At 52.3% G+C, this 24,223-nt stretch carries 20 protein-coding genes; 10 read left to right on the forward strand and 10 right to left on the reverse strand.

What is annotated here, in order from left to right:
- The first annotated feature begins 66 nt into the window (after positions 1–66).
- Complete coding sequence (locus H6F86_RS01630; RefSeq protein ID WP_190446361.1) at positions 67–468, forward strand: hypothetical protein; 402 nt, start codon at positions 67–69, stop codon at positions 466–468.
- Positions 469–519: 51 nt separating this feature from the next.
- Here H6F86_RS01630 and H6F86_RS01635 read toward each other — a convergent pair whose 3' ends face one another.
- Positions 520–1,857: a homoserine dehydrogenase gene (locus H6F86_RS01635; protein ID WP_190446362.1), complete on the reverse strand. Its 1,338-nt coding sequence runs from the start codon at positions 1,855–1,857 to the stop codon at positions 520–522.
- 243 nt (positions 1,858–2,100) lie between these two features.
- Positions 2,101–4,011, reverse strand: coding sequence for an acetate--CoA ligase family protein (locus tag H6F86_RS01640; protein ID WP_190446363.1), 1,911 nt, complete (start codon positions 4,009–4,011; stop codon positions 2,101–2,103).
- A gap of 208 nt (positions 4,012–4,219) precedes the next feature.
- Between H6F86_RS01640 and H6F86_RS01645 the strand changes: the two genes are divergently transcribed.
- Together H6F86_RS01645 and H6F86_RS01650 are read left to right on the forward strand one after the other, a co-directional pair.
- The gene (locus H6F86_RS01645; RefSeq protein WP_190446364.1) at positions 4,220–4,432 is read left to right on the forward strand and encodes a hypothetical protein; all 213 of its coding nucleotides are present in this window, start codon (positions 4,220–4,222) and stop codon (positions 4,430–4,432) included.
- Between the two features lie 387 nt (positions 4,433–4,819).
- Entirely contained in the window at positions 4,820–5,701 is an 882-nt protein-coding gene (locus H6F86_RS01650; protein WP_347240063.1) for a cyanophycinase, read from the forward strand.
- Positions 5,702–5,877: 176 nt separating this feature from the next.
- On the opposite strand, the gene H6F86_RS01655 is transcribed toward H6F86_RS01650, so the two are convergent.
- Positions 5,878–6,297 (reverse strand): pentapeptide repeat-containing protein, encoded by a 420-nt coding sequence (locus tag H6F86_RS01655; RefSeq protein ID WP_206755998.1) that lies wholly within the window; start codon positions 6,295–6,297, stop codon positions 5,878–5,880.
- Between the two features lie 413 nt (positions 6,298–6,710).
- On the opposite strand from H6F86_RS01655, the gene H6F86_RS01660 reads away from it, so the two are divergent.
- Positions 6,711–7,211, forward strand: a complete 501-nt coding sequence (locus tag H6F86_RS01660; RefSeq protein ID WP_190446366.1) for a YraN family protein — start codon at positions 6,711–6,713, stop codon at positions 7,209–7,211.
- A gap of 64 nt (positions 7,212–7,275) precedes the next feature.
- Here the strand turns inward: H6F86_RS01660 and H6F86_RS01665 are convergent, their stop codons facing one another.
- Complete coding sequence (locus H6F86_RS01665; protein WP_190446426.1) at positions 7,276–7,665, reverse strand: hypothetical protein; 390 nt, start codon at positions 7,663–7,665, stop codon at positions 7,276–7,278.
- 316 nt (positions 7,666–7,981) lie between these two features.
- On the opposite strand from H6F86_RS01665, the gene queA reads away from it, so the two are divergent.
- Positions 7,982–9,109, forward strand: coding sequence for a tRNA preQ1(34) S-adenosylmethionine ribosyltransferase-isomerase QueA (gene queA, locus H6F86_RS01670; protein WP_190446367.1), 1,128 nt, complete (start codon positions 7,982–7,984; stop codon positions 9,107–9,109).
- Between the two features lie 79 nt (positions 9,110–9,188).
- Here queA and murD read toward each other — a convergent pair whose 3' ends face one another.
- From murD to H6F86_RS01690, 4 genes are all read right to left on the reverse strand, one after another.
- Entirely contained in the window at positions 9,189–10,571 is a 1,383-nt protein-coding gene (gene murD, locus H6F86_RS01675; RefSeq protein ID WP_190446427.1) for a UDP-N-acetylmuramoyl-L-alanine--D-glutamate ligase, read from the reverse strand.
- Positions 10,572–10,762: 191 nt separating this feature from the next.
- Complete coding sequence (locus H6F86_RS01680) at positions 10,763–11,128, reverse strand: BON domain-containing protein (RefSeq protein ID WP_190446368.1); 366 nt, start codon at positions 11,126–11,128, stop codon at positions 10,763–10,765.
- 282 nt (positions 11,129–11,410) lie between these two features.
- On the reverse strand, positions 11,411–13,570 hold the full coding sequence (gene glyS, locus H6F86_RS01685; RefSeq protein WP_190446369.1) for a glycine--tRNA ligase subunit beta: 2,160 nt from the start codon (positions 13,568–13,570) through the stop codon (positions 11,411–11,413).
- 98 nt (positions 13,571–13,668) lie between these two features.
- Positions 13,669–16,170 (reverse strand): protein phosphatase 2C domain-containing protein, encoded by a 2,502-nt coding sequence (locus H6F86_RS01690; RefSeq protein WP_190446370.1) that lies wholly within the window; start codon positions 16,168–16,170, stop codon positions 13,669–13,671.
- A gap of 275 nt (positions 16,171–16,445) precedes the next feature.
- Here H6F86_RS01690 and H6F86_RS01695 point away from each other — a divergent pair, with 275 nt between their 5' ends.
- Entirely contained in the window at positions 16,446–16,610 is a 165-nt protein-coding gene (locus H6F86_RS01695) for a hypothetical protein (RefSeq protein WP_190446371.1), read from the forward strand.
- On the opposite strand, the gene H6F86_RS01700 is transcribed toward H6F86_RS01695, so the two are convergent.
- Positions 16,598–16,834: a DUF6737 family protein gene (locus H6F86_RS01700; protein ID WP_190446428.1), complete on the reverse strand. Its 237-nt coding sequence runs from the start codon at positions 16,832–16,834 to the stop codon at positions 16,598–16,600. The genes H6F86_RS01695 and H6F86_RS01700 overlap by 13 nt on opposite strands.
- A gap of 216 nt (positions 16,835–17,050) precedes the next feature.
- On the opposite strand from H6F86_RS01700, the gene H6F86_RS01705 reads away from it, so the two are divergent.
- The 4 genes from H6F86_RS01705 to H6F86_RS01720 all read left to right on the forward strand — a co-directional run bounded on the left by H6F86_RS01705 (position 17,051) and on the right by H6F86_RS01720 (position 19,212).
- Positions 17,051–17,341 (forward strand): response regulator transcription factor, encoded by a 291-nt coding sequence (locus H6F86_RS01705; RefSeq protein WP_190446372.1) that lies wholly within the window; start codon positions 17,051–17,053, stop codon positions 17,339–17,341.
- A gap of 143 nt (positions 17,342–17,484) precedes the next feature.
- Positions 17,485–17,757 carry a hypothetical protein gene (locus H6F86_RS01710; protein WP_190446373.1) on the forward strand — a complete coding sequence of 91 codons (273 nt, stop codon included), beginning with the start codon at positions 17,485–17,487 and terminating at the stop codon, positions 17,755–17,757.
- Positions 17,748–19,040, forward strand: coding sequence for a histidine--tRNA ligase (gene hisS / locus H6F86_RS01715; RefSeq protein ID WP_190446374.1), 1,293 nt, complete (start codon positions 17,748–17,750; stop codon positions 19,038–19,040). Before H6F86_RS01710 ends, hisS begins: the two co-directional genes overlap by 10 nt.
- On the forward strand, positions 19,015–19,212 hold the full coding sequence (locus H6F86_RS01720; RefSeq protein ID WP_190446375.1) for a hypothetical protein: 198 nt from the start codon (positions 19,015–19,017) through the stop codon (positions 19,210–19,212). Before hisS ends, H6F86_RS01720 begins: the two co-directional genes overlap by 26 nt.
- Positions 19,213–19,357: 145 nt before the next feature.
- On the opposite strand, the gene H6F86_RS01725 is transcribed toward H6F86_RS01720, so the two are convergent.
- The gene (locus H6F86_RS01725) at positions 19,358–24,196 is read right to left on the reverse strand and encodes a translocation/assembly module TamB domain-containing protein (protein ID WP_190446376.1); all 4,839 of its coding nucleotides are present in this window, start codon (positions 24,194–24,196) and stop codon (positions 19,358–19,360) included.
- Positions 24,197–24,223 lie beyond the last annotated feature (27 nt).

Here is a 24,223-nt window from a genome sequence, read left to right on the forward strand (position 1 = left end):
AGTATGTAGACAGAAGTAGGTCAGGATACGGCCAGAACCTTTATGTCCTGAAGAGGAAAATTAACCATGTTGCTGTTTGAAAAAGCTAAAGAACTACTACATCATTCTGAAAATGAGCAAGCGCAGGATGAAGCAATTATTGACCTGCTATATCTTGTTATGCTGAGTGATAAAGCAATTAAGCTGAGTGAACAAGACTTCGTGACAGATTACGTTTCATCGCTCGATCTACCTTCCAAACATTCTTGGGAGTTTTATATCAATGCGGCGCTGCCAAAAGTTCGTACTGCGCTTCAAAGTCAGGAAAAAACTGAAGCACTACTCCTTGATATAAGCGATCGCCTCAAACACCACAATTTGCGGAATCTAGCTTTGGAGGTTGTTCAAGAACTGATACAAGTGGACTCAACTATAGCGGTAGAAGAAAGTGCCCTTGTCGAAAAAATTAGACAACGATTTGGTTTCTAATAGCTTCAATTTTAAGAGCGCAATGATCTGGCGCAATCATCAGGGTACTTGCTAAAGCACCCGCAACGTACTGGCAATGCTACTGACTGCTTCCATGACCCGAATTTCGTCTAGCGCCGTGCGGAAGTTGCCCTCGCGGACATGGTGAGTGACGACGACAATTTCTGCCAGGTCATCGCGCAAGCCTGTTTGCACGATCGACTCCAGGCTGACATTGTGGTTGCCAAAGCAAGTGCCCAGTTTGCCAATCACACCAGGGAAGTCTCGCGTGAGAAAGCGGACATAGAAGCGCGTCACCAGGTCTGACATAGGGGCGATCGTGCAATAGTCTTGATGCGAACAGGCAAGTAAGGGATCGAGCAAGGGCTGCCCGTTTGATCGCGTAGCAGCGCCCCGCTCTACTTTGAGAATGGCAGCAATATTTAAGATGTCGGCAACCACTGCACTGGCAGTTGGACCCGCTCCTGCACCAGGACCAAAGAACATTACCTGTCCGATCGGCTCGCCCTCAATCACGATCGCATTGTAAACACCGTTAACACTTGCAAGCGGATGGCTGGTGTGTACTAATGTTGGATGCACTCGTACCTGTAGGGTCGCCGTTTCTGTGGTTGGGGTTTCAGTCGTAAGATCCTCCCGCTTTGCCACTGCCAACAGCTTGATCACGAAGCCTAGTTTCTCTGCATAGGCAATATCAGCAGCGCTCACTTGCCGGATACCCTCGCAATGCACGTCCGGTAACTTAATGCGACCACCAAACGCCAGGGATGCCAGAATTGCAATTTTGTCGGCTGCATCTAAACCATCGACATCGGCAGTTGGGTCAGCTTCGGCATACCCCAGCCGTTGAGCATCGGCTAGAATGCTGGCAAAATCGCCTCCCTCAGTCTGCATCCGCGTCAGGATGTAGTTCGTTGTGCCGTTGATGATGCCAGTGACGGTGTGCAGGCGATTGGCGCAAAGCGACTGTTTGAGCGGCTCAATGACCGGAATACCACCGCCGACTGCGGCTTCTAGCAGCACATATACGCCTGCTTTTTCTGCTGCTGTAAAGATTTCGGCTCCATACCGCGCGATCGCTGCCTTGTTTGCCGTAACTACATGCTTGCCGTGGGCGATCGCTTTCAGGATGAGCAATCGAGCTGGTTCCAGTCCACCCATGACCTCGACCACAATATCTATATCTGGGTCAGTGACGATCGCATCTAGATCAGTGGTGATGATACTTGGCGGCAGATCAATAGCGCGAGACTTTTCGAGCGATCGAACTCCCACCCGATACAGTTCCAGCTCTTGCACTAAGGGATGACGCTGTGACGGGTTAAGCAAAATCTGCACCGTTCCCGTTCCCACTGTCCCCAAACCCAATAGACCAATTTTGAAGCCCACAGTCTCAACCTGCCGTGCAAGAGTTCACACTTAATTGTAGAGGAGAGGGGAGAGGAGTGAGGTGTAAGGGGAGTAGGCGGAGGCAGGGGAGTAGACGAAGCAGGGGCGCAGAGGAGGCAGAGTTTTAAGTTGATTCCAACCACAGCCTTTTGCCCTTTGCCCTTTGCCCTTTGCCTTTTGCTTTCTGCCTTTTGCCTTTTGCCTTCACACCCCTCACTCCTTCCCCCTCTCTCCTCACTTGCCCTACAACAGCGTTGCGATTTCTTTCAAGTAAACTCGGCTAAACGGCTCGTCTTCGCCTAATTGATACTGCTCAATCAATCCATTGCGATGGATGGAAACAGTGTCCTCTTGTTTGATCACAACGACAGAGTCCTCAAAGACATCGCGTGCTAGCATCTTTTCTACCTCAGTGGGCTCGTCTAAAACAACGATGTTGCTGCCGTAGTAAAACATTCCATCGCGCTCAAGGACATCTTCGCGGTATTCGGCAATGAGCAAATCGAGCCGGGGATTGCGTAGCAAGTTTTGGACGTTAGTGTTGTAGTCTATATGCTGGTGTTTCTCAGAGCGATTGATGAAAACACCTTTGGCACAGACGGCACCGATCGTCCAATCAGGCTGGTGACGCAGAATGTAATCCGCGATCTCTTGCAGTTCTGGCACGGAAATGCGGTTGCAGCTAATGATCGGGATGCGAGCCGCTTTGCCTGTTTCAAAAAAGGTTTTGAGAAGGTAAGCGGGAACATCAACACTTTCGCCGATCGCAGGTTTCAGGTGCATATTGATGCCAGGAGCCGCATTAATCTCGATAATGCCAAAGTTGCCTTTCTTCCACGACTCCGAAAGGTCTTGAGCAATCACGTCAATACCCAAGCAGGTCAGGCGAAAATGTTGAGCAATATCTTGCGCCAGAATGATGGTATCGGGATGCATCTGACGGGTAGCATCAATGCTTAAGCCACCTGCCGAAAGGTTAGCAACTTTGCGAAGATAAATGGTGCGATCGGCTTCCAAAACCGAATTGAGCGACAAACCTTGCTCGTCTAGATAGCGCTCCATTGCCTCATCGCACTTAATTTTGCCCAGTGGTGAGGTGGGTGTATCAACTCTGGCTGGTGTACGGTTTTCGCGGTCGATCAGTTCGTTGATGGTTGACTTGCCATCCCCTGTTACTGATGCAGGACGGCGCTCAGTTGCGGCTACAAATTTACCAGCGACACAAAGCAAGCGAAAATCTTTACCTGCAATGCTTTTTTCAACAATGATGCGAATGGACTGATCTTCGGGAACGGCTGCAACAGCTCGATCGAACGCTTGCACTAGCTCCGTTTCGTCCATAATGCCCGCCGTGACACCAATGCCCTTGTGCCCAACGACTGGCTTCACTGCAACGGGATAGCCAATGCGCTCAGCGGCGGTCAACGCTTCTGCCTCAGTGTAGACGATGCTGCCGTGAGGTACAGGAAAGCCTAGCGTATGCAGGAAGGCTTTGCAGTCATCCTTGCCTGTGGTGAAATCTGAATCAATGTGGCTGTCATGGTCAAAGGTCGTAGCAATGCCTCGCACCTGCTTTCTGCCATAGCCGTACTGCATTAACCGCTCATCCCACAGATAAAAGGTCGGAATGCCGAGATCATAGGCAGTTTGAAGCAGTGCATAAACAGTAGGACCACCAAAAACGGAGTCGCGGAAGGTCTCTTGCAGTACCTCAATTTGGTCTTCGATCCAAAAACGTCGATCGCGTGTAATCGCTTCAAACCAGTCCCACACGCAGTAAACGATCGCCCGACTCGTCCGTGCGTGTACTGCCTGTACCGCAATCCGGGTACGACTGCCCTGCTGCTTAACAGCCCACTGAGTTATGTGCAGATCCATCTCTAGCTTGCTAACTTCAGCAACCGTGCGGGCAAACAGATGCGCGTAAGATTTGTGTGTTTCTTTAAGTAAAAGGGGATAACGATCGCCAATCACTGCAACATATTCTTCCAGCGATCGAGGTGGGTTTGCTTCTACCAGAGCAAAATCGAACGCTGCTGCTGCTGTGCCAAGATCGGGATTAGGACCGATGTAGTGCCTGAGATTGAAGATGTCAAAGGCATCTGTCGTACGGGCATTCACGCGAACCAGATCAACACTTTGATCCACAACCATAATAAGTATCTCCTGTAGACCGTTACTACCCTAGTCCTATCGTTCTCGCACGTTCTTCTATCGCAGGTTACGATCTGTAGCAATTTTGTAAAGCATTAACAGCAATCCATTTGAAAGTACATCTTAGGAAATACCACTTTTGAAGGGTGAAACAATAGCGCTCAATGTATAGAACAGAAGGATCGCTTTGTTATTCAGTCATGATTTTATGAACAAGACAGCCACGAGCGAAACAGTGTTGAATCTAAGAATGGAAGTGCATAATCTTGCTGAGGCTGCCTTCCATCGACACTTAATTTCAGGATATGGTGACAGCGAATATCCTGATTCGTATCAGATTGTGTATGAAGGAAAGCCCAAGCATTTAACCCTCAATCAGGCGCGTGCTTTTCTATCTCGCTTAATGCAGCAACCCGTCTAATAAGTAGCTGAGTGTAATTGTTTAGAAGCTGCATTTCGACTTCGTGCTCGACTGAGTGCTTACGCCGAAGTCTCATGCTCTCAGTCTTGTGTGTAAGTAGGTTGAGCGCAGTCGAAAATTGGTCTCTAAGTAGTGCTTAATTTAGCTCCTACGTGCTTCCGGTTCATTCACTGAGCCGGTTTTTTATTGTTTACTTTTTTCTCGATTAAACTTAATGTTGACGATCAACTCGTAAACCTACTGCCTCTAGAAATATCAGAGAGATAAAGTTAGGTCGCTAGAGCGATTTTCCATCGAAAAAGTATCAAAATCTACCGAACGGTGAAGGCAACTGTGCAGAGCGCTGTGTTTTATTAAAAGACCACCTCAACACAACGCGGAGACACTATGACAGGACACGAGGCTCAAGGATCGGCGGTGATGGCGTCTCAGGAAGATGCTGCCGAAGCGCAGGAGAGTGTTGCACTTCCAGAAACGCATGGGCAACTAGTCATTATTGGTGGAGCAGAAGATAAAGAAGGCGATTGCACTATTCTGCGCGAATTTGTACGTCGGTCTGGTGGGTTACAGGCACGTATTGTTGTGATGACCGTTGCTACAGGGTTACCCGGAGAGGTTGGAGAAACGTACCTTAATGTCTTTGAGCGTCTAGGTGTGGAATCAGTCCGGGTGGTTGACACTGCCAGACGAGAAGATGCTGATGATCCCAAAGGTCTAGAGTTGATTCAGCAGGCGACAGGCGTCTTCTTTACAGGTGGCAACCAGGCTCGCATTACAGAATGTCTGAAGGACACACAACTGGATTCAATGTTGCACAAACGGTTTGCTGATGGTGTTGTCATTGCTGGGACGAGTGCTGGTGCAGCAATGATGCCCGACATGATGATTGTGGAAGGCGAGTCTGAAACGAACCCACGGATGGAAGTGGTCAGCATGGATCGGGGTATGGGCTTCTTACCGGGTGTTGTAATCGATCAGCATTTTGCCCAGCGTGGTCGCTTAGGACGGTTGCTATCTGCGATCGCCCAGCAGCCTGTTAATCTGGGTTTTGGCATTGATGAAAACACCGCGATCGCGATCAATGGTAAAGAGCTGGAAGTGATTGGTGCAGGCGCGATCACCATTGTGGATGTGGCAAACCTTACCCACAATAATGTGGAAGAACTCTTGCGCGACGAACCCTTGGCTTTATGCAATGCAACGCTGCACATTCTTCCCCACGGGTACAAGTTTGATCTAGAAACGCGCTCGCCGATGGAGCTTAAATAAGCTGCTAGCTGAAATGCGATCGTCCAAGTAAGTGATTCTGACGGCATCTGGTTTGACCAAGAACACCAAATGCCGTCAGTCATAGCGCCACCCAAGCGCGAAAGCTACTTGGCTAAGCTTTGCCTTATTACAAGTTTTTGGTCAAGGTATCAATACAGAGGCTAAGGCAATCCATCCTACGTTTTGCAGTTCAGCGTGTCGCGCGTATTGCGTCCAGTGACGGGGTTTTTCCCTTTTGCTGATTGGCATAGGAGAGTTTGAGCATCCTGCCGCACATCAACATCAGTGAAGTCAGCACCGTCTACGATCGCCCCGCCAAATTTGGCATTGAAGGCAAACGCCCCCTCTAAATTGGCATTGGTTAGGTTAGCGCCTGTAAACCGTGCGGCATCTAAGGTAGCGTTTCGCAGGTCGGCACCCTCAAAGTTTACGTCCTCCAAGTTGGCACCAAAAAAACTCACGCCATGCAGGTCGCTATGGCTAAAGTTACTGCCCCGGAGATTTGCTTTCGTAAAGCTAGAGTCGGTTAAATCTTTGCCAGAAAAATCAGCGCCGACCAGAAAATCTCGGTTGTAGTCATCTGCCAACGCAGCCATAGGGCTAACGAGCCAAAGACTAGTCACGATCGCGCTCCAACAGATGAGGCTTACCGTAATTGTCCGTCGCTGCTGCCATATCTGTTGCTTAACCAGTGCTGCAAGCCATCGTTTAAAGTGCTGACCGATTGCCGTGCCCAATCGTTTGATGCTCATTGTTGCTGCTTACTACCGAACCCAACTGCGATCGCAGTAGCGCCTTCATCTTTGCTCACCGCCCTAAGCAGACGCTTCGTTACTGGGTGAGTGAATACGATCGCTACTCCTTCGATCCTACCTGAATCCGTTGCGCTTCTAGTCTGGCAGCATTAAACCGAAACAGTAGAGCGCTTCAGCAACGTGAGTTTAGCGCCGGGATTGTCGATATTAAAATATTGAAGAAAGACTTACTATCTCGTTCTGTGCCGCTGCTCATGCCCCAAAAGCCAAAGCTTCAAACAAGCCGCAAGCGTCATACCAAAGAAGAGGCTCCAGATATTGGCTCCTTAGGAGAAGCCCTGGTAGCTCAATGGCTATGCGATCGTGGCTGGCTTCTGTTACAGAAACGCTGGCACTGTCGATGGGGCGAACTCGATTTAGTCGTTGGTCAGCCCTCAGCACAACTACCAACACAGCCGATCTCCTTGGCGTTTGTGGAGGTTAAAACCCGCAGTCGAGGCAACTGGGACAGTGATGGTGCGCTGGCAATCACCGCTCAGAAGCGGTCAAAGCTTTGGAAAACAGCACAACTCTTTTTAGCAGATCATCCCGACTGGGCAGAATTACCTTGTCAATTTGATGTGGCGCTGGTCTGCTGTCAGTATCAGCCTCAACCAACCGTGCTGTCAGATGATGTAAGCCAAGCGAGGAGGGCAATCGCTGATTATAGCCTGACGCTTCAAGACTATATTCCTGCTGCCTTCACTCTCGATTAGGATGTATCAAATAGGACGTATCAAGACAGTACAATCTCTAACGATACGTCCGCTTCTCTACGCATTACGCCAACGTTTCTGGGCAGTAGCCTAACCCCTGCACAAACTGCTGACGAAACGCTTCAATCTCCTCACGCTCTGGTGTGCCATGCGAGACGACTGCAACCTGATAACGATGCATCACCTCAACTGGTGACTGCCCCGTTTCCAAACCCCACAGTGCCATTTGGACACGAATACCTGGGTCACATGGAATGCCCAGTTCATGCATCAAAGCTCGGAAGTCGCCATGCTCATGAGGCTCCAGGCAACGGCTCATTTTCACCTTTACAATCCACCCGTCAATTTGGTGGATCACGGTCATAAAGCTGACTGGAAGCCGACTCGAGCAGTGTAGATACTCTACAACCCTTAATGTAAGGGACGCATTTGCAAGATAATACAGATAGTCCACCACAGTTTTTGACCAGCAACCGCTTACACCATCTATAGTCGCTAAACGTATCAGTAAATACCAGGGGAGAACCCCCCGAAGTGGAGCGTGTTATCACCCAATCCGAAAGGAGGAGGGGTAGGGAGTTAGGGCTAAAGGATTAAGGCTGAAGGCTCAACTAACGGTTAAAACCACGTCTACAAACTAAAAAATCTACGTAGGTGGATTACACCAAACCATCTCCCAGTCTACGTAAGCAGACTTTGCGGGTGTAGCCGAGATGTGAGTGTATTAAGCGTTGCTGCTGACTACTTCTACTAAAACTAACCTGCTTGTAATGAGTTCTGACCGCCTGCTGACTGCTTACGACTATACGTTGCCTGAAGGATTGATTGCTCAAACGCCGTGCATTCCTCGTGATCAGTCACGGTTGCTGGTGGTACAGGATACCGTGCAGCACTGCCATACGATCGTGCAGACGTTGCCAGATTGGTTGCGATCGGGCGATTTGTTGGTGTTGAATAACACTCGCGTGATTCCAGCTCGGCTGCACGGGCACAAAACAAGCGGGATGCCTGTAGAGGTGCTGCTGCTAGAGCCACAGGCTGTCGACCCATCCGAGGGCACTGTGCACGGTACGAGCGATCGCTGGTTGGCACTGGTAAAACCGGGTCGGCGGCTCAAACCGGGTGCGACGATCGTGTTTAGGGGGCAGGAGCCAGCAGACCAACAGCAAGAGGCAGGCAGCTTAAGTGCCACGGTTCTGTCGATTGATGCGGCTACGGGTGGACGCCTTTTGCAATTTAACGTGCCACCGGAAACCACGCTCGACGAGTGGATTGAGCGGCTTGGGCAAGTACCGCTACCACCCTACATCACTGAGTCTGAGGCACAGCCAGAGCAGTATCAGACGGTCTATGCCGATCGCCCTGGTGCGATCGCGGCACCGACCGCAGGGTTACACTTTACGCCTGCTTTACTAGAACGCTTGCAAGCACACGGTATTAAGCAGGCTTTTGTGACGTTGCACGTTGGCGTAGGCACCTTTCGTCCAGTGGAGGCAGCGGCAATCACTGACCATACAATGCACGCCGAATGGGTAGACGTGCCGCCAGAAACAGTAGCGAAGATTCAGGAAACCAAAGCAAGCGGTGGACGCATCATTGCAGTTGGGACAACCGTTGTGCGATCGCTCGAAGCAGCAGCACAAAGCGGCACGATACAGACCTTTTGCGGCAAGACTAATTTGTTCATTTACCCCGGTTACAAATGGCGAGTCGTTGATGGGTTAATGACAAATTTTCACCTACCCAAGTCGAGCTTGCTGATGCTGGTTAGCGCCCTGATTGGACGACAGCGGTTGTTGGATCTGTACCAGGTGGCGATCGCAGAGCAGTATCGCTTTTACTCCTTTGGGGATGCAATGTTAATTTTGCCAGAGGCAGGAGTAGGGAGTAGGGAATAGGGGATGGGGATTAGGGAGAGTTTTGAGTTTTGAGTTCCACTGACTCTTCACCCTTTCACTCTTTCACCTCTTCACTCTTTCACTCTGGCAACGCATGACAAAGCTGACGGAAGTGTTCACCGCGTTGTTCAAAGTTTGGGTACTGGTCAAAGCTCGCGCAGGCGGGAGAGAGGAGTACAACGGGTGTCTGGTGCTGTTTGGCAAGTGCGGCTGATCGCTCGACGGCTCGTTCCATTGTTTCCACGATCTCAACGCTGGAGTAATTTGCCTGCTGTAAGCGTTCGGCAAAGTCAGGGGCAGCGTTACCAATCAAAAGTACCGCAGTCGCGTTGGCTTGAATGGCAGCGATCCAGGCAGCATCGTCGCCCTGTTTTGCTTCGCCGCCTGCAATGAGGATAGTGGGGTGCTTGACGGCAGAGAGTCCCACTTCGGCGGCATCGTAATTAGTCGCTTTGCTGTCATTGATAAAGTCAATGCCGTGCCAGGTGCGAATATGTTCCAGGCGATGGGGTACGCCAGAGAAGTTGGCAATAGCATGGGCGATCGCGCTTTTATCAATGCCTGCCAGTTTTGCGGCGGCGACTGCCATCAAAAGGTTCTGTCGATTGTGCGCTCCCGGCATTCGTAGCAGACTGATCGGCAAAATTAGTTCGGTAGCCGTTCGTACCCAGGCGTCTTCAATGTAGACGCTGTGAGGGGAGTTGCCAATTAATGCAGCCTTGCTGTTAACGCTTGTCCAGCAGGCAGTTTCGCGCACTGGATAAGACGCTTGTTTACCTAAGTTCCGCAAGTACGGATCATCGCCGTTGAAGACCTGATGGTGAGACTGGTTGAGTAACTGGGCTTTAATAGCGCAGTAGCGTTCCAGCGTTTTGTGGCGACTTAGATGGTCGGGTGTGAAGGTTGTCCATACACCGATGCGGGGTGCGATCGATGGCGATGATTCGATCTGATAGCTACTGAGTTCGGCGATCGCCCAGTCTGGCTTTTTGTCACTGAGCGCCACTTCACAGGCGGCAAGCCCAATATTGCCAAAAGCCGGAGCAGCTAATCCTGCGGTTTGAAAAATAGCGGCAATGAGTGCGGTTGTGGTTGTTTTGCCATTAGTGCCTGTAATGCCAATCCAGGGGCAAGGCTTCAGATGTTGCCACGCTAGCTCTGTTTCGCCGATCGTTTCAATGCCTAGCTCTCTAGCGCGTATCAGCCCTAATAGATCCCAGGGCACACCAGGACTAACGACAAGCCGCTGGACAGATTCTGTGTGCAATACTTCCACACGTGCCGGAGTGAGAGATTCGCCCAACTGTACCGTGATGCCTTCAGCGGTCAATACCTGCTGCTGCTGCTGTAACCCATCGGAACTGCCGGAATCACTGACCGCTACCTGCCACCCCTCACGCTTGAGTAGTCGGGCGGCTGCGAGTCCCGATTTTCCCAGACCGATCACATAGGCTTTGGGCATAGCTTGCGGTGTTCCTGCGTTTGCATCCCTCATGGTACCGCTTAACGGGCAGCAAGCCGCCGGTTAGGAGTGAAGGCAAGCGATCGATAGCAACACATCACTCGCGATCGCTCACCTTTACTAACGTACGAGCTAACGATACATTCATACTTACCATGAGCAGTGCGATCGTTAACTGCTACGAACGATCGTTAGCCCACAGTTACTTCAGCCGTAGTGACATCAGTTGCGCCACTCACGCTTCTGGCAATCTGGACTGCTTTGTTAAGGACATCCTGACTGGGCACTTTCCCCTTCAACACAACATTTGTACCAAGTTGCGCGACCCAGAGTGTTTCCACGTCGTCTAGCGTAGAATCTTCATCAAAGGCGAGGGCAACCCGCTTGGCAAGACCGCTCTGGTCATATTCGCCGTTTAACCCCACGCGCTCAGGTGCGATCGTACCAGTTGCGGTTTGTTCTGCTGCTGGCACCTCTGGCGTTACAGGAGCCGGAGCTGGATTGACTTGAGCGCCCGCAGGCTTTTCCTTACCAAAAATTCGTTGTAACCAACCCATAGTTTTCCTCCCAAAAGAATTCCTTCTCAACCGCAGGTAACTAATTGATACCAATTTAAGTTGAGAACACACACATTCTGTCGGTGTACAGCGTTGATACGCCCCTACCCAGCGAGTGATCTATAGCGATCCCGCTCTAAGCCCACTATGAGTGTGTCTTGCTGAAGAAAGGATTTTCTCTAAATAGACGAATGACCAGTCGCTTAATCAAGGTGAGAGACGGAATTTCGAGGGAGAACCTGTCAAGACGGGGCACAAAAGTTGGCAGTGATAGGGCTGTCTTCAGCTTTTGACGATCGCCCCAAAGTCTGCCAGGACTCTTGCATGATTGCGGAGTACACCCAGCAAGTACAGCCGATTTTGCTTGATGGCTGGGTCACTATCCATCACCAGAACGCTATCAGCACCGTCAAAGAAGCGACTCAGCGTGGGTGTGGTCTTGCTAAGGGTTGCGACCAGGGTTTGGTAGTCTTGCGGTTGCGCTGCCATAGCGGTGTGTAGTTGGCACAAGGCATCGTAAAATGCTTGCTCAGACTGCTTTTGAAATAGCTTTGGCTGAATGACGGCAGTGGGGTCAAGGTGATGGGTTGCTAGGTCGCTTTGGGCAGCGAGGCGAGAGGCTCGGTTGACCACTTCGTAGATCGTTGCCAGGGTGCCATCTTGCCGACGAGCTTGTAGGAAGAGGGCACGATCGCGCACGTCCAGCAAATCTTGCAGCGCCCGCTCCGTGTATTCAGCATCGTTTTCGCCCAGCACTGCACTTACTAAGTCATAGTCTATGTGTTCGTCTTCTTGTAGCAATGTGCGGGTGCGCTGAAGCAAGAAATCTCGCAACTGCTGCCTCAGCTCGTCCAGACTTGGCTTCATGACTGCAGCAAACGAGGTCTTGAATGCCTCAGTGACGGCTTCGACCAGAGTGTACAAATTGAGGGGCAGCTTGGCATCCCAAATAATTTTGACGATCGCGTTAGCGGCACGGCGCAGCGCAAAGGGATCAGAGGAACCAGTTGGCACCAAACCCAGCCCAAAAATGCTGACTAATGTATCAACGCGATCGGCAAGCCCAACGACTTGTCCTGTCAGGGTTTGAGGCAGTGTGTCTCCAGCACCTTTGGGCAGGTAATGCTCGAAGATGGCAGTGGCAACCGCTTCTGTCTCACCACTGGCGATCGCGTATTTTTGCCCCATCACGCCTTGCAGTTCGGGGAATTCGCCCACCATTTGCGTTACCAAATCCGCTTTACAGAGCAAGGCTGCACGCTGGATATCTTGCTGTTGTTGCGTATCCTGCTGCAAGCGAAGCTGGTCGGTAATTAAAGCAGCGTTTTTGCTAAGGCGATCGACCTTTGCCCGTACCGATCCCAAGCTTTCCTGAAAGGTAACGGTTTCAAGCTTTGGCAGATAGTTTTCGAGGGGAATGGCGCGATCGGCATCAAAAAAGAATTTCCCATCCGACAGACGGGCACGGATGACGCGCTCATTGCCAGCCGCAATGATGTCAGCTTTGGCGGGATCGCCATTAGAAATGGTGATGAAGTAGGGCAGCAACTCGCTGGCTCCTGCTTGCTTAAGCACTGGGAAGTAGCGCTGATGGCTCTCCATCTCGGTCGTGATAACTTCGGGCGGCAACTCTAGAAAGTCTGGCTCGAAGGTGCCAACGACAGCGCTGGGCCACTCCACTAGATTGGTGACTTCGCGCAGCAGCCCAGGAGTGATAACGGCAGTCCCACCAATTTCGGCAGCGGCAGCTTGTACCTGGTGTTGAATTGTTTCTTGCCGTTGGGCTAGGTCTACCGTAACAAACGCAGACGCAAGGGCAGCTACATAGGTATCAGCATGGGAGAGGGCGATCGGTTGGGGATGGAGCACGCGATGCCCCCAGGACTGTCGATCGCTGGTGCAAGTTTCGGAACCACTGACTAGGGCGATCGGCAATACGGCATCATCTAGCAGTGCCACTAGCCAACGGATTGGGCGCGAAAACCGTAGGTCGCCATCGCCCCAAACCATAAACCGCTTGCCCTGAAGTGCGGTAATCCATGCGGGTACAAGCTGTTGCAAAATGTCGGCGGTGGGTTGCCCGGCGATCGTTTTACGCACAAAGGTAAACTCCCCTTTTTCCGTGGGGCGAATTTCCAGGGATGAGAGCGGCACGCCCTGCTTCTGGGCGAAACCGATAGCAGCTTTCGTGGGCTGACCGTCTTTGAAAGCAGCTTGCGCCGGGGGACCTTTGACTTCTTCTTCTTGATCGGGCTGCTGTAAGGGCAACCCTTTAATCAGCACTGCCAGCCGTCGCGGGGTGCCATAAAACTCGATCGCCGTTGGAGTCAGGTAATGGTCTTGCAGCGTTTGCGGCAGGCGTGATCGCCACTGCGCTAGCGCTTCATCTACAAAACTGGCGGGCAATTCTTCAGTTCCAACCTCAAGCAAAAACGTTGCCATAACTCCCGAACCTAGCACCAGACAGCTTTTAATTTCATCAGTTTACCGTGCTAGGAGACGGCTGGGCGGTTTGTTGACCGACACGACTTGACCGCTTACTACTTTGTCGGCTGCACCGTTGGCAGGGGCGATGCTGTTGCTCCAGGTGCCAATGTGGCGCATGCTCCTAGCTGCGAGGCTTTGAGACCAAGGTTTGAGGTCACAAGCGGCGCGATCGTGTCTTGCTCAATCCAGCCGCTGACCCCTGGCTTGAGTGTGGCGGCAACTGGGGCTGTAGCTGGCGTATTTACACTGGTAGGCGCAGGTGAAACGGATGTAGGTGCAGAAGCGGATGCGGGGGGGGAAGGCAAAGAGCAAACTTTGAGCTTGAGCCAATAGCCGCGATCTGGTACTGCCTGGCGGCTTGAGATTTGCAGCACAGCTCCAACGGGAAGCGTTCCTAAGCGCACACTGGCACTCTTTGGTAATGTCGATTGTCCTGGCTGGCTCCACAGCGTCAGCGGTGTTTCGGTCGCTGTAAGTGTAAGTGTTTCGGCAGTCGTGGGTGTTGTCTCAGCCGTGGGTGTTGCCTCAGCCGTGGGTGTTGCTTCAACTGTATTGCGCTGTACCTGAATCAGTGCCCCAACTGTTAGCGTCTCTATGTTAGGTGCTGGACTTTCTGGTGAACTTGTAGGCGTTGGTGTTGTAGCGATCGGCTCTGGTGAGGGGCGCGATCGTGATCCCAGTAGCACCTCTGCCCACAGTCGCAAGCCTGGAAAAGCAGCATAAGCGATCGCGCCTCCTATCCCCAGCACCACTAACAAAGACAGCAAGGCTAAAAAGGGGTTGGTTCTTGGCTTGCGGGTTGGTAAAATTTGCGTTCTGGCTTGCGTTTGGGCAGCAGCAGAAACCTTCTGTGTTCTACCTGTTGTTGTATTTATGGAGGGGTCTATGTTTCCGTCCCCATTGGCACCTAAGTCAGGCACATCCATAGCTAGATTGAGCGGCGCGTTGGTACCAGCAAGTTTGCTAGGGCTGACCTGGCAGTGCAACAGCCCAATCGTGACGTTGTCATGTCCATTCACATGATTGGCGATCGCTAGCAAGCGCTGACTTGCTGTAGCGACATTGACCTTGCCGTCTAGCAGCGGTAGCAATTCGCTCTGCCAGTATTCATCGACGCGATCATAGTCACTCAAGCCATCAGAGCACAACAAAAACACGCAGTCCTCATCCAGCACAAAGCGCTGCACAGTCGGGTGCAGCAGAGTTGAGGCATTCATCCCCAACGCCTGCACTAACGATCCAGATCCCGGCTGCTGGAGCGCTTGACGGTACAACGCATAGCCCAACCGTACCTCCCGCGATGCCAAATCATCATCCAGTGTGACTTGATGGCAGCCAGAACGGCTTATACGGTAGATACGGCTATCGCCAACGTGGGTGAGATACAGTTCGTGGTCACGAGCCAGGGCTGCCACCAATGTTGTGCCCATGCGCTGTCGTTCTTGCCGCTGTTCGCTGTCGTTGCGCTGGCTGATGATATCGTTGGCTTGCAGTGCGACCCGCTCCAATTGCACCATTAAGACTGTCGGTGCTGTTGTGCTGCCTTGTAGTACAGACTGTAACTGGTGTTGTACGGTGTCGATCGCCAGGTTAGAGGCAACATTGCCACCTTCATGCCCACCAATACCATCGCAAACCACTACTAACGGCTGCGTTTGCGTTGGATCAACATCTGTCCAAAGCGTTCCACTGGACGGATAACAAGCATCCTCATTGCGTTGTCGGCTGGGTCCTTGGTCGGTCACAGTGGCGATGTTCAGATGACGAGACTGCGATCGCCCTCGGTCAGCTAGGGCGCGATCGAGCAGTGCTACAAGCTGTTCTGCATTCCGTATGTCTCCCTGCTGCATCAACTGGCAGAGCTTGCCCACGAATGCCGCAATGTCTGGTTTTGCCGTAGGTTGCCACCGCTGCCAGAGTTGCCCTAATGCCGCTAATGTGGCTGGTGTTCGACCCTCAGGTTGCAATGATAAGAGCCGTACTAACGATCCCTCTACTCGTAGCAGTGTTGGCTGCAACAGCGACGCTGCCACGCCTTCGCCTTCTAGCGGTTCCCAAAGCTGTGCGATTTGCCAGAGCCAGTGAAGCTGACGCAGGGCGCTAGCCTGCTGCCAAACAGCCGTTAGCTCGGGCATCAGTTGTCCTTCAAGCGGCTCTGACGACGCACTCATAACCCCCTCTGGGTAAAGTGGCGCTTGCTCCAGCAGCCAAATGTCACTATTGCGTTTTTGCGGTAAGGTCACTACCCCATAAACCTGCGGCACATGCAGTTGATACGACACTAACCGCAGGTAGGGTTCGAGGTCAGGTGAAATTTCAGTCGGTGCCTCTGGTAATAGCCCAGGTTTTGTATCCAGCACAATACGAGGCTGTTTGACGCTGTAGCGTTCCGCCAACAGTTCACCCAATCGACAGGACTCTATGCCTTTACCGATCGCCCACAAATAACGCTTGGGCAGAAAAGTATGGCACTGTTGGCAAGACCGTTGGCGCTCCGCATTTGGAGCCTGACAGGCGTGATTGGGGCAGTAGATTGTTACCGTATCGCTGTGCATGAAGCGTCCTTGCCGGGTCTATTTACGCCTATTACAGCGTTTCTTCAATGGATCAGCCATAGTCCATGCCAGATAGGTGAGAAGTGAGATGGCAGCCAGTGAAACGTCGATCGGCCAATGGTTAAAGCATTGACTCACCCACACCACAACTAAACCTTCCATCACCTATTTTCATCATCCTGCACTAGCGCGTTAACTGGTCTCCGGCTTTGTTGACTTCTTGACTGCGGCTCTCCCCATGTTAAACCCAGTCGGGAAGTCGGTGTTACTTAAGTGTGTCGGTAGCGATACATAAGGGTACGTGTCATTCCTTTTATCCAGCGGGACAGCAACAGCCAGAGGTGTACAAGTCGATTCGTACGCAAACCGTTATGGTTACTCATCTCTTAACCCAGCAATCATTTACCCAGCGATCGAAGGGCGATCGCTATTCACCTTGAGGCGGCGTTGCCTCTGGTAGTGCGCTACTCTCCTGCATCAAGCGAGGATAAATCAATAGAAAAAAGACCATCCAGACCACCACTGGCACTGCTACCAGCACGGTCAACCAGATCGTGTGCATCAAGCCCCAGCTTCCACAAATCAACACCGCACCCGTTAACAAAATTGACCACGGCTGACACCACCACGGTTTGTACGTCCAGACACTGCCTGCTTTAGACATGGCGATCGACTGTTTTAGAAAGGTCACATTTATCGTAGTGCGTGATGGAGAGGAGGAAGTTCTGAGTTTTAAGTTTTGAATTGCGTTTCTGCCTTCTACCTTTTGCCCTTTGCCTTCTACCCTTTGCCTTCTGCCTTTCCCCTTCCGTCATGAGTATTTTTGCTAACTTACCCTAAAATGGTGGGTGGTAAGTAGATATACACAGACGGGAAAGCTATGGCTGCTGGCGAATCTCAAGTGCAAGGTCCTCTTTCAGACCGCGAACTCCAGGTGATTGAACTGGTTGCCTCTGGCTTAACCAACCAGGAAATTGCCGAAAAGCTAGAAATTAGCAAACGTACCGTCGATAACCACATCAGCAACATCCTGACGAAAACCGAAACTGACAACCGTGTGGCGTTAGTGCGGTGGGCGTTGCAGTGGGGTAAGGTCTGTATTGATGAGGTTAATTGCTGCGCGTTGCCAAACGCCAATTTGCCCAAGCTTGGTAATGAAGCTGTATCGTGATCGCATGCTTTAGCTGACCTGCTAAGGCGAAAGATTAGGGATGAAGGTAAACGCTTCTCTCTTTTGTCGATCGTGCAGCGTTAGTACTTATGCTCGTAGGCAGTGCTAGTAAAGCTTAGTTTTGAATCATTGGGAGAGATGGATTGGACGATTGCCTTCGTTGCCCAGGGCTGCCGCTGGCTGTCTATCGTGAAGTGGCTGCCCATCTTTGCCAGGTGGATGGCATTACCGTAGATCTGCTACCGCAGCAGTCACAGCAGTTTGACTATCGCCTGAGCCAGATTGATAGTCTGCGGATTCAAAGCATTGTGGATGCAGACTCGATCGATTCTGAGCAGGTGAAACGAATTTTGGCGTACTATAGCGATCGCTATGGTGCTTGGGAAGCAGTCAATTTAGACAACACATGGGTTTAATTCAAGCGCAACGGGGCACGCGAGACATTCTGCCGGGTGAGATTGCCTACTGGCAACAGGTCGAGGCAACGGCTCGGGCAATTTTGCATCAAGCGGCGTTTGAGGAGATTCGCACCCCTATTTTTGAGCAGACCGATCTGTTTGAGCGCGGCATTGGTGAGGCAACCGATGTTGTGGGCAAGGAGATGTATACCTTTCAGGACAAAGGCGATCGATCTCTGACCCTTCGTCCTGAAGGCACAGCTGGCGTTGTGCGTGCGTTTATCGAGCATGGCTTGCACGCGCAAGGAGGCGTACAGCGTCTCTGGTATATGGGTCCCATGTTTCGCTATGAGCGTCCGGGGACAGGGCGACAGCGACAGTTTCATCAGCTGGGCGTGGAGTTGCTGGGTAGCGGCAATGTTCGGGCGGATGCCGAAGTCATTGCGATCGCGGTCGATTTGCTGCAAGCCGTTGGACTTAATGATCTACAGCTAGAGCTAAATTCGCTCGGCACTCGCGACGATCGCATCCAGTACCGCAGTTTGCTGGTGGATTACCTAACGCCTTACAAAGCGGATCTCGACCCCGATTCGCAAGATCGCCTCACGCGCAATCCGCTACGAATTCTGGATAGCAAAGATGCTAAAACGCAGGCAATTCTGCAAGAGGCTCCGCTGTTGGGTCACAGCCTTAGCGTTGCGTCTCAGGAGCGGTTCGCAAAAGTGCAGCAGCTCTTGACCAATTTGGGCATTGGCTACACGCTGAATCCGAAGCTAGTACGAGGGCTAGATTACTACAGCCACACCGCGTTTGAGTTTCAGTCTAAGCAGTTTGGCACTGTTGGTGGTGGTGGACGCTATGACGGCTTAATCGCTGAATTGGGCGGTCCCGAAACGCTCGCGATCGGCTGGGCGATCGGGCTGGAACGACTGATTGGGCTTTTGCAGCAGCTTGCACCGAGCCAACCAACCGCGATCGATTTTTACATCGTTTCCAGAGGCGAGGCGGCTGAGGCACAGGCTTTGAAGCTGGCGCAAACGCTGCGTCATGCAGGCTTCGTCACGGAGCTTGATCTCAGCAGCAGTGCCTTTGGTAAACAGTTTAAGCGTGCCGATCGCAGTGGTGCAGCGGCTTGCTTTATCTTGGGCGATGCCGAAGCCGCCAATCAGACGGTGCAGCTTAAGTGGCTGGCAACCGGAGAGCAACAGGCGATCGCTCAGGCTGATCTACCAGCGCTTGCCGACACACTCCATGAGCAAATTGCCCGTAGCCGCAATGACCGATCCACCACCACAGTTTAGTCCAGCTGAACTGCTCGCATGGCAGCAGGGCATCGACGAAGCTAACAAAAACAATATTCTCTGTCACTGTCGGCAGTGCGATCGTGAATGGATTGCTTCGACTAACGAATCCTGTTCCTGCGGGAGCGATCGCGTGGAGCATATTGCCTGCTGGCAATTTCCCGATGATTAAGACCAGCTTCCTTTCTCCACGCTGTTAAGATCCCCTGCCTACGGCTTCCCACTTTGTAAAGGGGATTGAGGGGTCTCTCAAGCTAGTGCGTCAATAAGGGTATCAAGCGCGATCTCAGTCTCTTTCGGCTCAGACTCTTCTAGGCTCAAAAACGCGCTTCGTATTCCACCAAAGCACGACTATCACCAGAGAAATCGCTAGAACCGCGCAACAAGATTTGATCGTTGAGACGGTAGCGGATGCCAAACTGGGTGGGTTCGTTAGACGTAAGAACTTTCAAGGCAGAGAGGGAGAAACTGGGGGTAATGTCGATCGCGGCTTCGGCACCTAGACCAAGAGCGGACGTACCACGGCTTGAACCACGTGCTCGATCGGGGCGAGTCACAGTAGGAAAGAGCCGAAATTCGCTAAGTCCCAGCGCATTGCCAATCACACCCTGAATATTGCTCAACAGAGCAGACCCAGCCAGGTTAGCGATCCCCAGAGCCGTGTCGCCTCGCCCTAAAGTATTCACGAAGCCAGCCCCCAGCAGGGACACAATCTCAGTTTCACTACGAGCAGGGCTGCTGGTGAGCGTAAGATTGTCTGACAAACGGCTAGCGGGACCCTCTACCTGTGCCTGAACCCGCACCGTTTGCAAGGAGCCGTAGGCAGAGGCTGTAATCGTTGAGTCGTTGATTTCGGACGACAGCGTTGATGTGGGCAGGCGGCTACTGGTCACTTCTGCCACAGACGTAATAAGACGCACATTTAGGTTGGGATCAAGCCCCTGGTTCTCAACAAACTCAGCAGTTTGGGGGTAGCCACGCGCCAGCGTGAACTGAGTTGTGAAGAGATTAACTTGACCAGATCGAAGGCTAATCAGCCCTTTTGGTTTCAACTCGTCCAATGTGCCGTTAATTGTGAGGTCTCCAGTCGCGACGAAACTTAGTAGGGGGGCACTCACAACCCGGACGCGATCGCCCAACGAAATCAGCAAGTTGTTAAACGCAATGACAGTCGCGTTATTACCCGACACAGCATTTCTGCTAGTAGCATTCCCGCTGGCGGCATTCCCGTTAGTAGTCGCGCCGTCATTATTGGTAGCTTCAGTGCCCTCCGAACTCGCCAAAAGTACCTGCCCATTTGACAGTTGAATCGTGCCACCAATGACAGGACTCAGCGCAGTGCCTGTGACTTGAACATCACCACCAACACCGCCCTGATATAACCCTTTCAAATTTAGAGAAACCTGATCGAGAGAGACATTGAGAGGCGTTTGCTGATCGGGATCGTTTGGCGATAGAGTGGCAAAAATCGGCAGCACGCCAGCTGCAGTGACCTCGCCCCGCGTGAACTGCCCCGTTACTTTATCTACCCGCAGGCGATCGCGGTCAAAGCGAATGGTACCCGTTACATTTGTCAGCGGTTCGGGGAGTGCTCGTGCTTGTAGCGTCGCCTTTTCAAAGCTAGCAGTACCAGTGGCGATCGGCTGCTGAAGCGTGCCCTGCACTTCTACATTGACTTGCCCAGCGCCATCAACCCAGGCAACTTGATTATTCAGCAAGTTGAGCAACGCCAGCCCTTCGTCTTTCACATTGATGCTGAGTTGAATCTGGTCGTTATCCGGTTCAACAGAGGCAAAGGGTAGCTTTTGAGGCACGCTACCCGTGAGTGTGACTGGCTCGGTGCCGCTAATCAACAGACGACTGCCAAAGTTGAGACGAGCATTGCTATAGCCAAAGTTACCCTGTGCCTCCTGAACATCAGTGCCATTGAGCACGCCGTTAGCTAAACTTAGGAGTCCAATCACCTGCGGATTACTTTGGCTACCCGAAATCGTTGCAGTTGCATTTAGGTTGCCCTGCACATCTAGCGGCAGATTCAACAACTCCGTCACGCGATCGACCGGAATATTTTCCATGCGGAACTGCCCCGACTGCGTTGCGCCGCCTACTTGCCCCGAAAACGCAACCAGTGAGTCATCTGATTGGAAACGTAAGGGCAGCAGCGTCAGGACACCATTCTCGAACGTGCCGCTTGCCACAACCTGTTTGGCTGACAGGTCACTGCCCCACTGCCAGTCTTGTCCACTCAGGTTGAACTGGGCATTGATGCCAGTCCGTAACGAGCCTGTGGCTGTGACTTCGCCGCTAAATGCCCCTTTCAGCTCACTGAGTTCTGGTAAGGGTGATGCCTCACGGGTCGCTTGTGCTTGTGCTTGCAGCGTCTGAATTTCAGCGATGCGGCGGATTCGATTAAGCAGAGCGGTACGGGATAGTTCAACTGGTACAGTCTGGAGGTCAGCAGCAGTACCATAAGCAGGCAAGTCTGCGCCCCGTGCAAGATCAGATAAATCGAAGAGCTGAAGCAATTCCAGCACATCCTGAAGTTGCCCTTGCGCGACTGTTAACTTTGTCTTGAACTGCGGATTGGCACTAGCAATGTTGGCACTGGCATCCAACTGAAAGATGCTTTGCCCGCGTCGCAATTCGGCTCCGCTTAACGTCGCAACACCATTGTTCAGGCTGATCCGCCCACCAAATTGGCTTGCCCGGTAGGTGCCGATCGCCGGATTGGTAATTGTCAGCTGCCCATTAGCGTTCAACTGGCTGAGATCTCCGGTTCGTAGTCGGCTCCGACTCAGCGCTACAGTGCCGTTTAGCTCACCCCCTAAAGGGAAAAAGACGGCTGTAGCAGACGTATTGAGGAACGAAAGTGGAAAGTTTTTCGCGTCCACCAGCAGTAAATCGCCCTGGGTTCTGCCTGTTGCAATGGCTTGATCGCGCTTGATGTCAAAGGCAACAATCTGGTAGTCAGAACCAAGCGTGAGTGCAATGCGGTCACGCTGCCCAGTCAGGTTTAAGTTCACACCTTGCGCCACCCGCAAACTGCCCCGCAGTAGCGATTCAAAGGCGGTGCCATTTAAGACAAACTGGCGTAGCGTTAAGCCTCCGTTAATGTTGGGGCTGGCAGGGCTACCAACTAGCCGTCCTGCAAAGTCTACGCGCCCAGAGTAATCGATGTTGCGAGGAACGGGAAGCGCGATCGCCTGCAAGCTGTAGTTGCTGGTGCGAACGTTCAGATCCAGTCCGGTGACTGCTGGTCTGCCCGTTAACCGTGCAAAAATGGCACCATTGGCGCTAAAGCCTGGAGCCGTTGCTCTCTGCAAAAGCACCTTTTGTCCATCCCATCCAAACTGAGCGTCGATCGGTGCCGCAATGACCGAGATGCCCTGCGATAAACGTCCCTGCCCCTGAGCGCGTACGCTGGCTGGGCTAAAATCTGACAGCGAACCAGAGAGCGCGATCGCCCCACTAAAGAACCCGCGCAAGTCTTGAGAAAAGCGATTGAGCTGAATTTGAGAACCTGCCACCAACGCCTGCCAGCGTCCTCCTTGTGCCCGCGCCTGGGCGCTCACGCTACCGCCTGCGATCGCCAAGTTCGTATTCTGGAGCGTCGTGATGCCGTTAGCAATAATGATTTCGCCAGTGCCAGCATATTCTGCTTCGGGAGCCTGCCAGCGAATAGCGGTACGAGGATTTGCAGTGGTGCCTGTCACTACTGCCTGAGCGCTAACTCGACCAATCGCGATTGGTAGTGCCCTGCCGTTGTTGTAAGCGCTAGCGATTGGTTCAGCGGGTACATCTCTTGCTTGAAGGCTGAACGCCAGTTGCACTGGATCTCTGAGGCTAACCCGTCCTGCCCCCGCTACCTGTCCACCCGCAGCGGGTGATGCTTGAATGTCTGGGATCGCCAGCGCCAACGTTGCCGTATTCAACTGAAACTGGGCACTATATTTGCTTAGGTCAATACGATCAACCCTGCCCGGTTTGGTATTGCGTGCTACCCCTGTAATCACCGGCTGCTGAGTTTTCCCCGTTACTTTCAGGTCTGCCAGTACTTCGCCTGATACTGGTACGGGCAGCTTCAACTGAAAGGTCTGTACCAGGCGAGCCAGACTAATTGGCTTTACTTTCGCCGCGAGATTAAAGCCTTTGTCAAAGTCCAGCGTACCGTTTGCCAGTAGAGGAATCTTGCCCTTGCCAAAGAATGCCGTAGTATTCTCTAAGGTCAGCAACCTCCCTACAAGTTGCAGCGTACCCTTTGCCTGGGTAAAGGTATAAGGGACTTTGGGAATAGCCAGCGTGGTGCCTGTAAACGTTGCCGTGCCCATTACATACGGCTGTTTTTGGTTGGGACGAAACTCTACACTGACGTTGCCATTGACGCGACCGACTGGAAGGTTAACAGGAAACTTGACCAGGCGATCAATTTCAGCCAGGGTAAAATTCTGCCCCTGCACCTGCAAATTAGTTTGTGACGGCGATCGTAGCGTTTCGCCGTTGAGCTTTAAGCTGCCACCGGTGTTCGATCGCCCTGCGAGTTCATAGGTGATGCGTTGATTTTGATCCAGAAAACTGGCACTGCCGTTAAGCTGCGAAAGGTTTACAGGAGCCGCTTTGCCGCCACCAGTCTTAGCAAGTGGTACTAGCGTTGCTCTAGCATCCTTAAAGCGAATGGCTTGAAACTCAGTTTTAACGGGTCCCTGGCGCTCCTCGTCCGAGATTTGCACCGCGATCCAACTGCCATCGCGTGCCTGCTCTAGATAAAGGTTTGGTTTATCGAGAGTGATATCTAGATTGAGATTGCGGGTAAGCAGCAGTTGAATAGGGTTGAACGCGACATCAACGGCTTCAATCGTGACGCGATCGGGATCAGTTGCCGTGGGTGGCACCGACGATCGACCAAAGCGCAAACTGGTCAGCGAAACTCGTTCCACCCCGCCTAACTGCACGGGACGCCTTAGTGACTGACTCAGATTCGCCTCAATTAACGGAGCCAACCTCTCGTTGACAAAAACCCAGCCATACCAGGCTCCTCCCGCCACTCCTGCCAGCAACGCAACGCCCAGCGGCAGACCAATTCGCCTCAGCAAACGTGACCGTGAGCGTCTGTTGGAATTAGAGCCGGGATCGCTCCCCGGACTTGGCAAATTCGTCATTTGCGAGGGGTGAGGTAACTACTGGAG

It is taken from the genome of Phormidium sp. FACHB-592 (genome assembly GCF_014695795.1).
Taxonomy (GTDB): Bacteria; Cyanobacteriota; Cyanobacteriia; order Leptolyngbyales; family Leptolyngbyaceae; genus Stenomitos.

What these genes read in the sequence shown, in the direction of transcription:
- H6F86_RS01630 (WP_190446361.1), top strand. Translation starts at nt 67, where the DNA reads ATGTTGCTGTTTGAAAAAGCTAAAGAACTACTACATCATTCTGAAAAT.
- H6F86_RS01640 (WP_190446363.1), bottom strand. Translation starts at nt 4,011, where the DNA reads ATGGTTGTGGATCAAAGTGTTGATCTGGTTCGCGTGAATGCCCGTACG.
- H6F86_RS01645 (WP_190446364.1), top strand. Translation starts at nt 4,220, where the DNA reads ATGAACAAGACAGCCACGAGCGAAACAGTGTTGAATCTAAGAATGGAA.
- H6F86_RS01650 (WP_347240063.1), top strand. Translation starts at nt 4,820, where the DNA reads ATGACAGGACACGAGGCTCAAGGATCGGCGGTGATGGCGTCTCAGGAA.
- H6F86_RS01655 (WP_206755998.1), bottom strand. Translation starts at nt 6,297, where the DNA reads ATGGCTGCGTTGGCAGATGACTACAACCGAGATTTTCTGGTCGGCGCT.
- H6F86_RS01660 (WP_190446366.1), top strand. Translation starts at nt 6,711, where the DNA reads ATGCCCCAAAAGCCAAAGCTTCAAACAAGCCGCAAGCGTCATACCAAA.
- queA (WP_190446367.1), top strand. Translation starts at nt 7,982, where the DNA reads ATGAGTTCTGACCGCCTGCTGACTGCTTACGACTATACGTTGCCTGAA.
- murD (WP_190446427.1), bottom strand. Translation starts at nt 10,571, where the DNA reads ATGCCCAAAGCCTATGTGATCGGTCTGGGAAAATCGGGACTCGCAGCC.
- H6F86_RS01680 (WP_190446368.1), bottom strand. Translation starts at nt 11,128, where the DNA reads ATGGGTTGGTTACAACGAATTTTTGGTAAGGAAAAGCCTGCGGGCGCT.
- glyS (WP_190446369.1), bottom strand. Translation starts at nt 13,570, where the DNA reads ATGGCAACGTTTTTGCTTGAGGTTGGAACTGAAGAATTGCCCGCCAGT.
- H6F86_RS01690 (WP_190446370.1), bottom strand. Translation starts at nt 16,170, where the DNA reads ATGCACAGCGATACGGTAACAATCTACTGCCCCAATCACGCCTGTCAG.
- H6F86_RS01700 (WP_190446428.1), bottom strand. Translation starts at nt 16,834, where the DNA reads ATGTCTAAAGCAGGCAGTGTCTGGACGTACAAACCGTGGTGGTGTCAG.
- H6F86_RS01705 (WP_190446372.1), top strand. Translation starts at nt 17,051, where the DNA reads ATGGCTGCTGGCGAATCTCAAGTGCAAGGTCCTCTTTCAGACCGCGAA.
- hisS (WP_190446374.1), top strand. Translation starts at nt 17,748, where the DNA reads ATGGGTTTAATTCAAGCGCAACGGGGCACGCGAGACATTCTGCCGGGT.
- H6F86_RS01720 (WP_190446375.1), top strand. Translation starts at nt 19,015, where the DNA reads ATGACCGATCCACCACCACAGTTTAGTCCAGCTGAACTGCTCGCATGG.
- H6F86_RS01725 (WP_190446376.1), bottom strand. Translation starts at nt 24,196, where the DNA reads ATGACGAATTTGCCAAGTCCGGGGAGCGATCCCGGCTCTAATTCCAAC.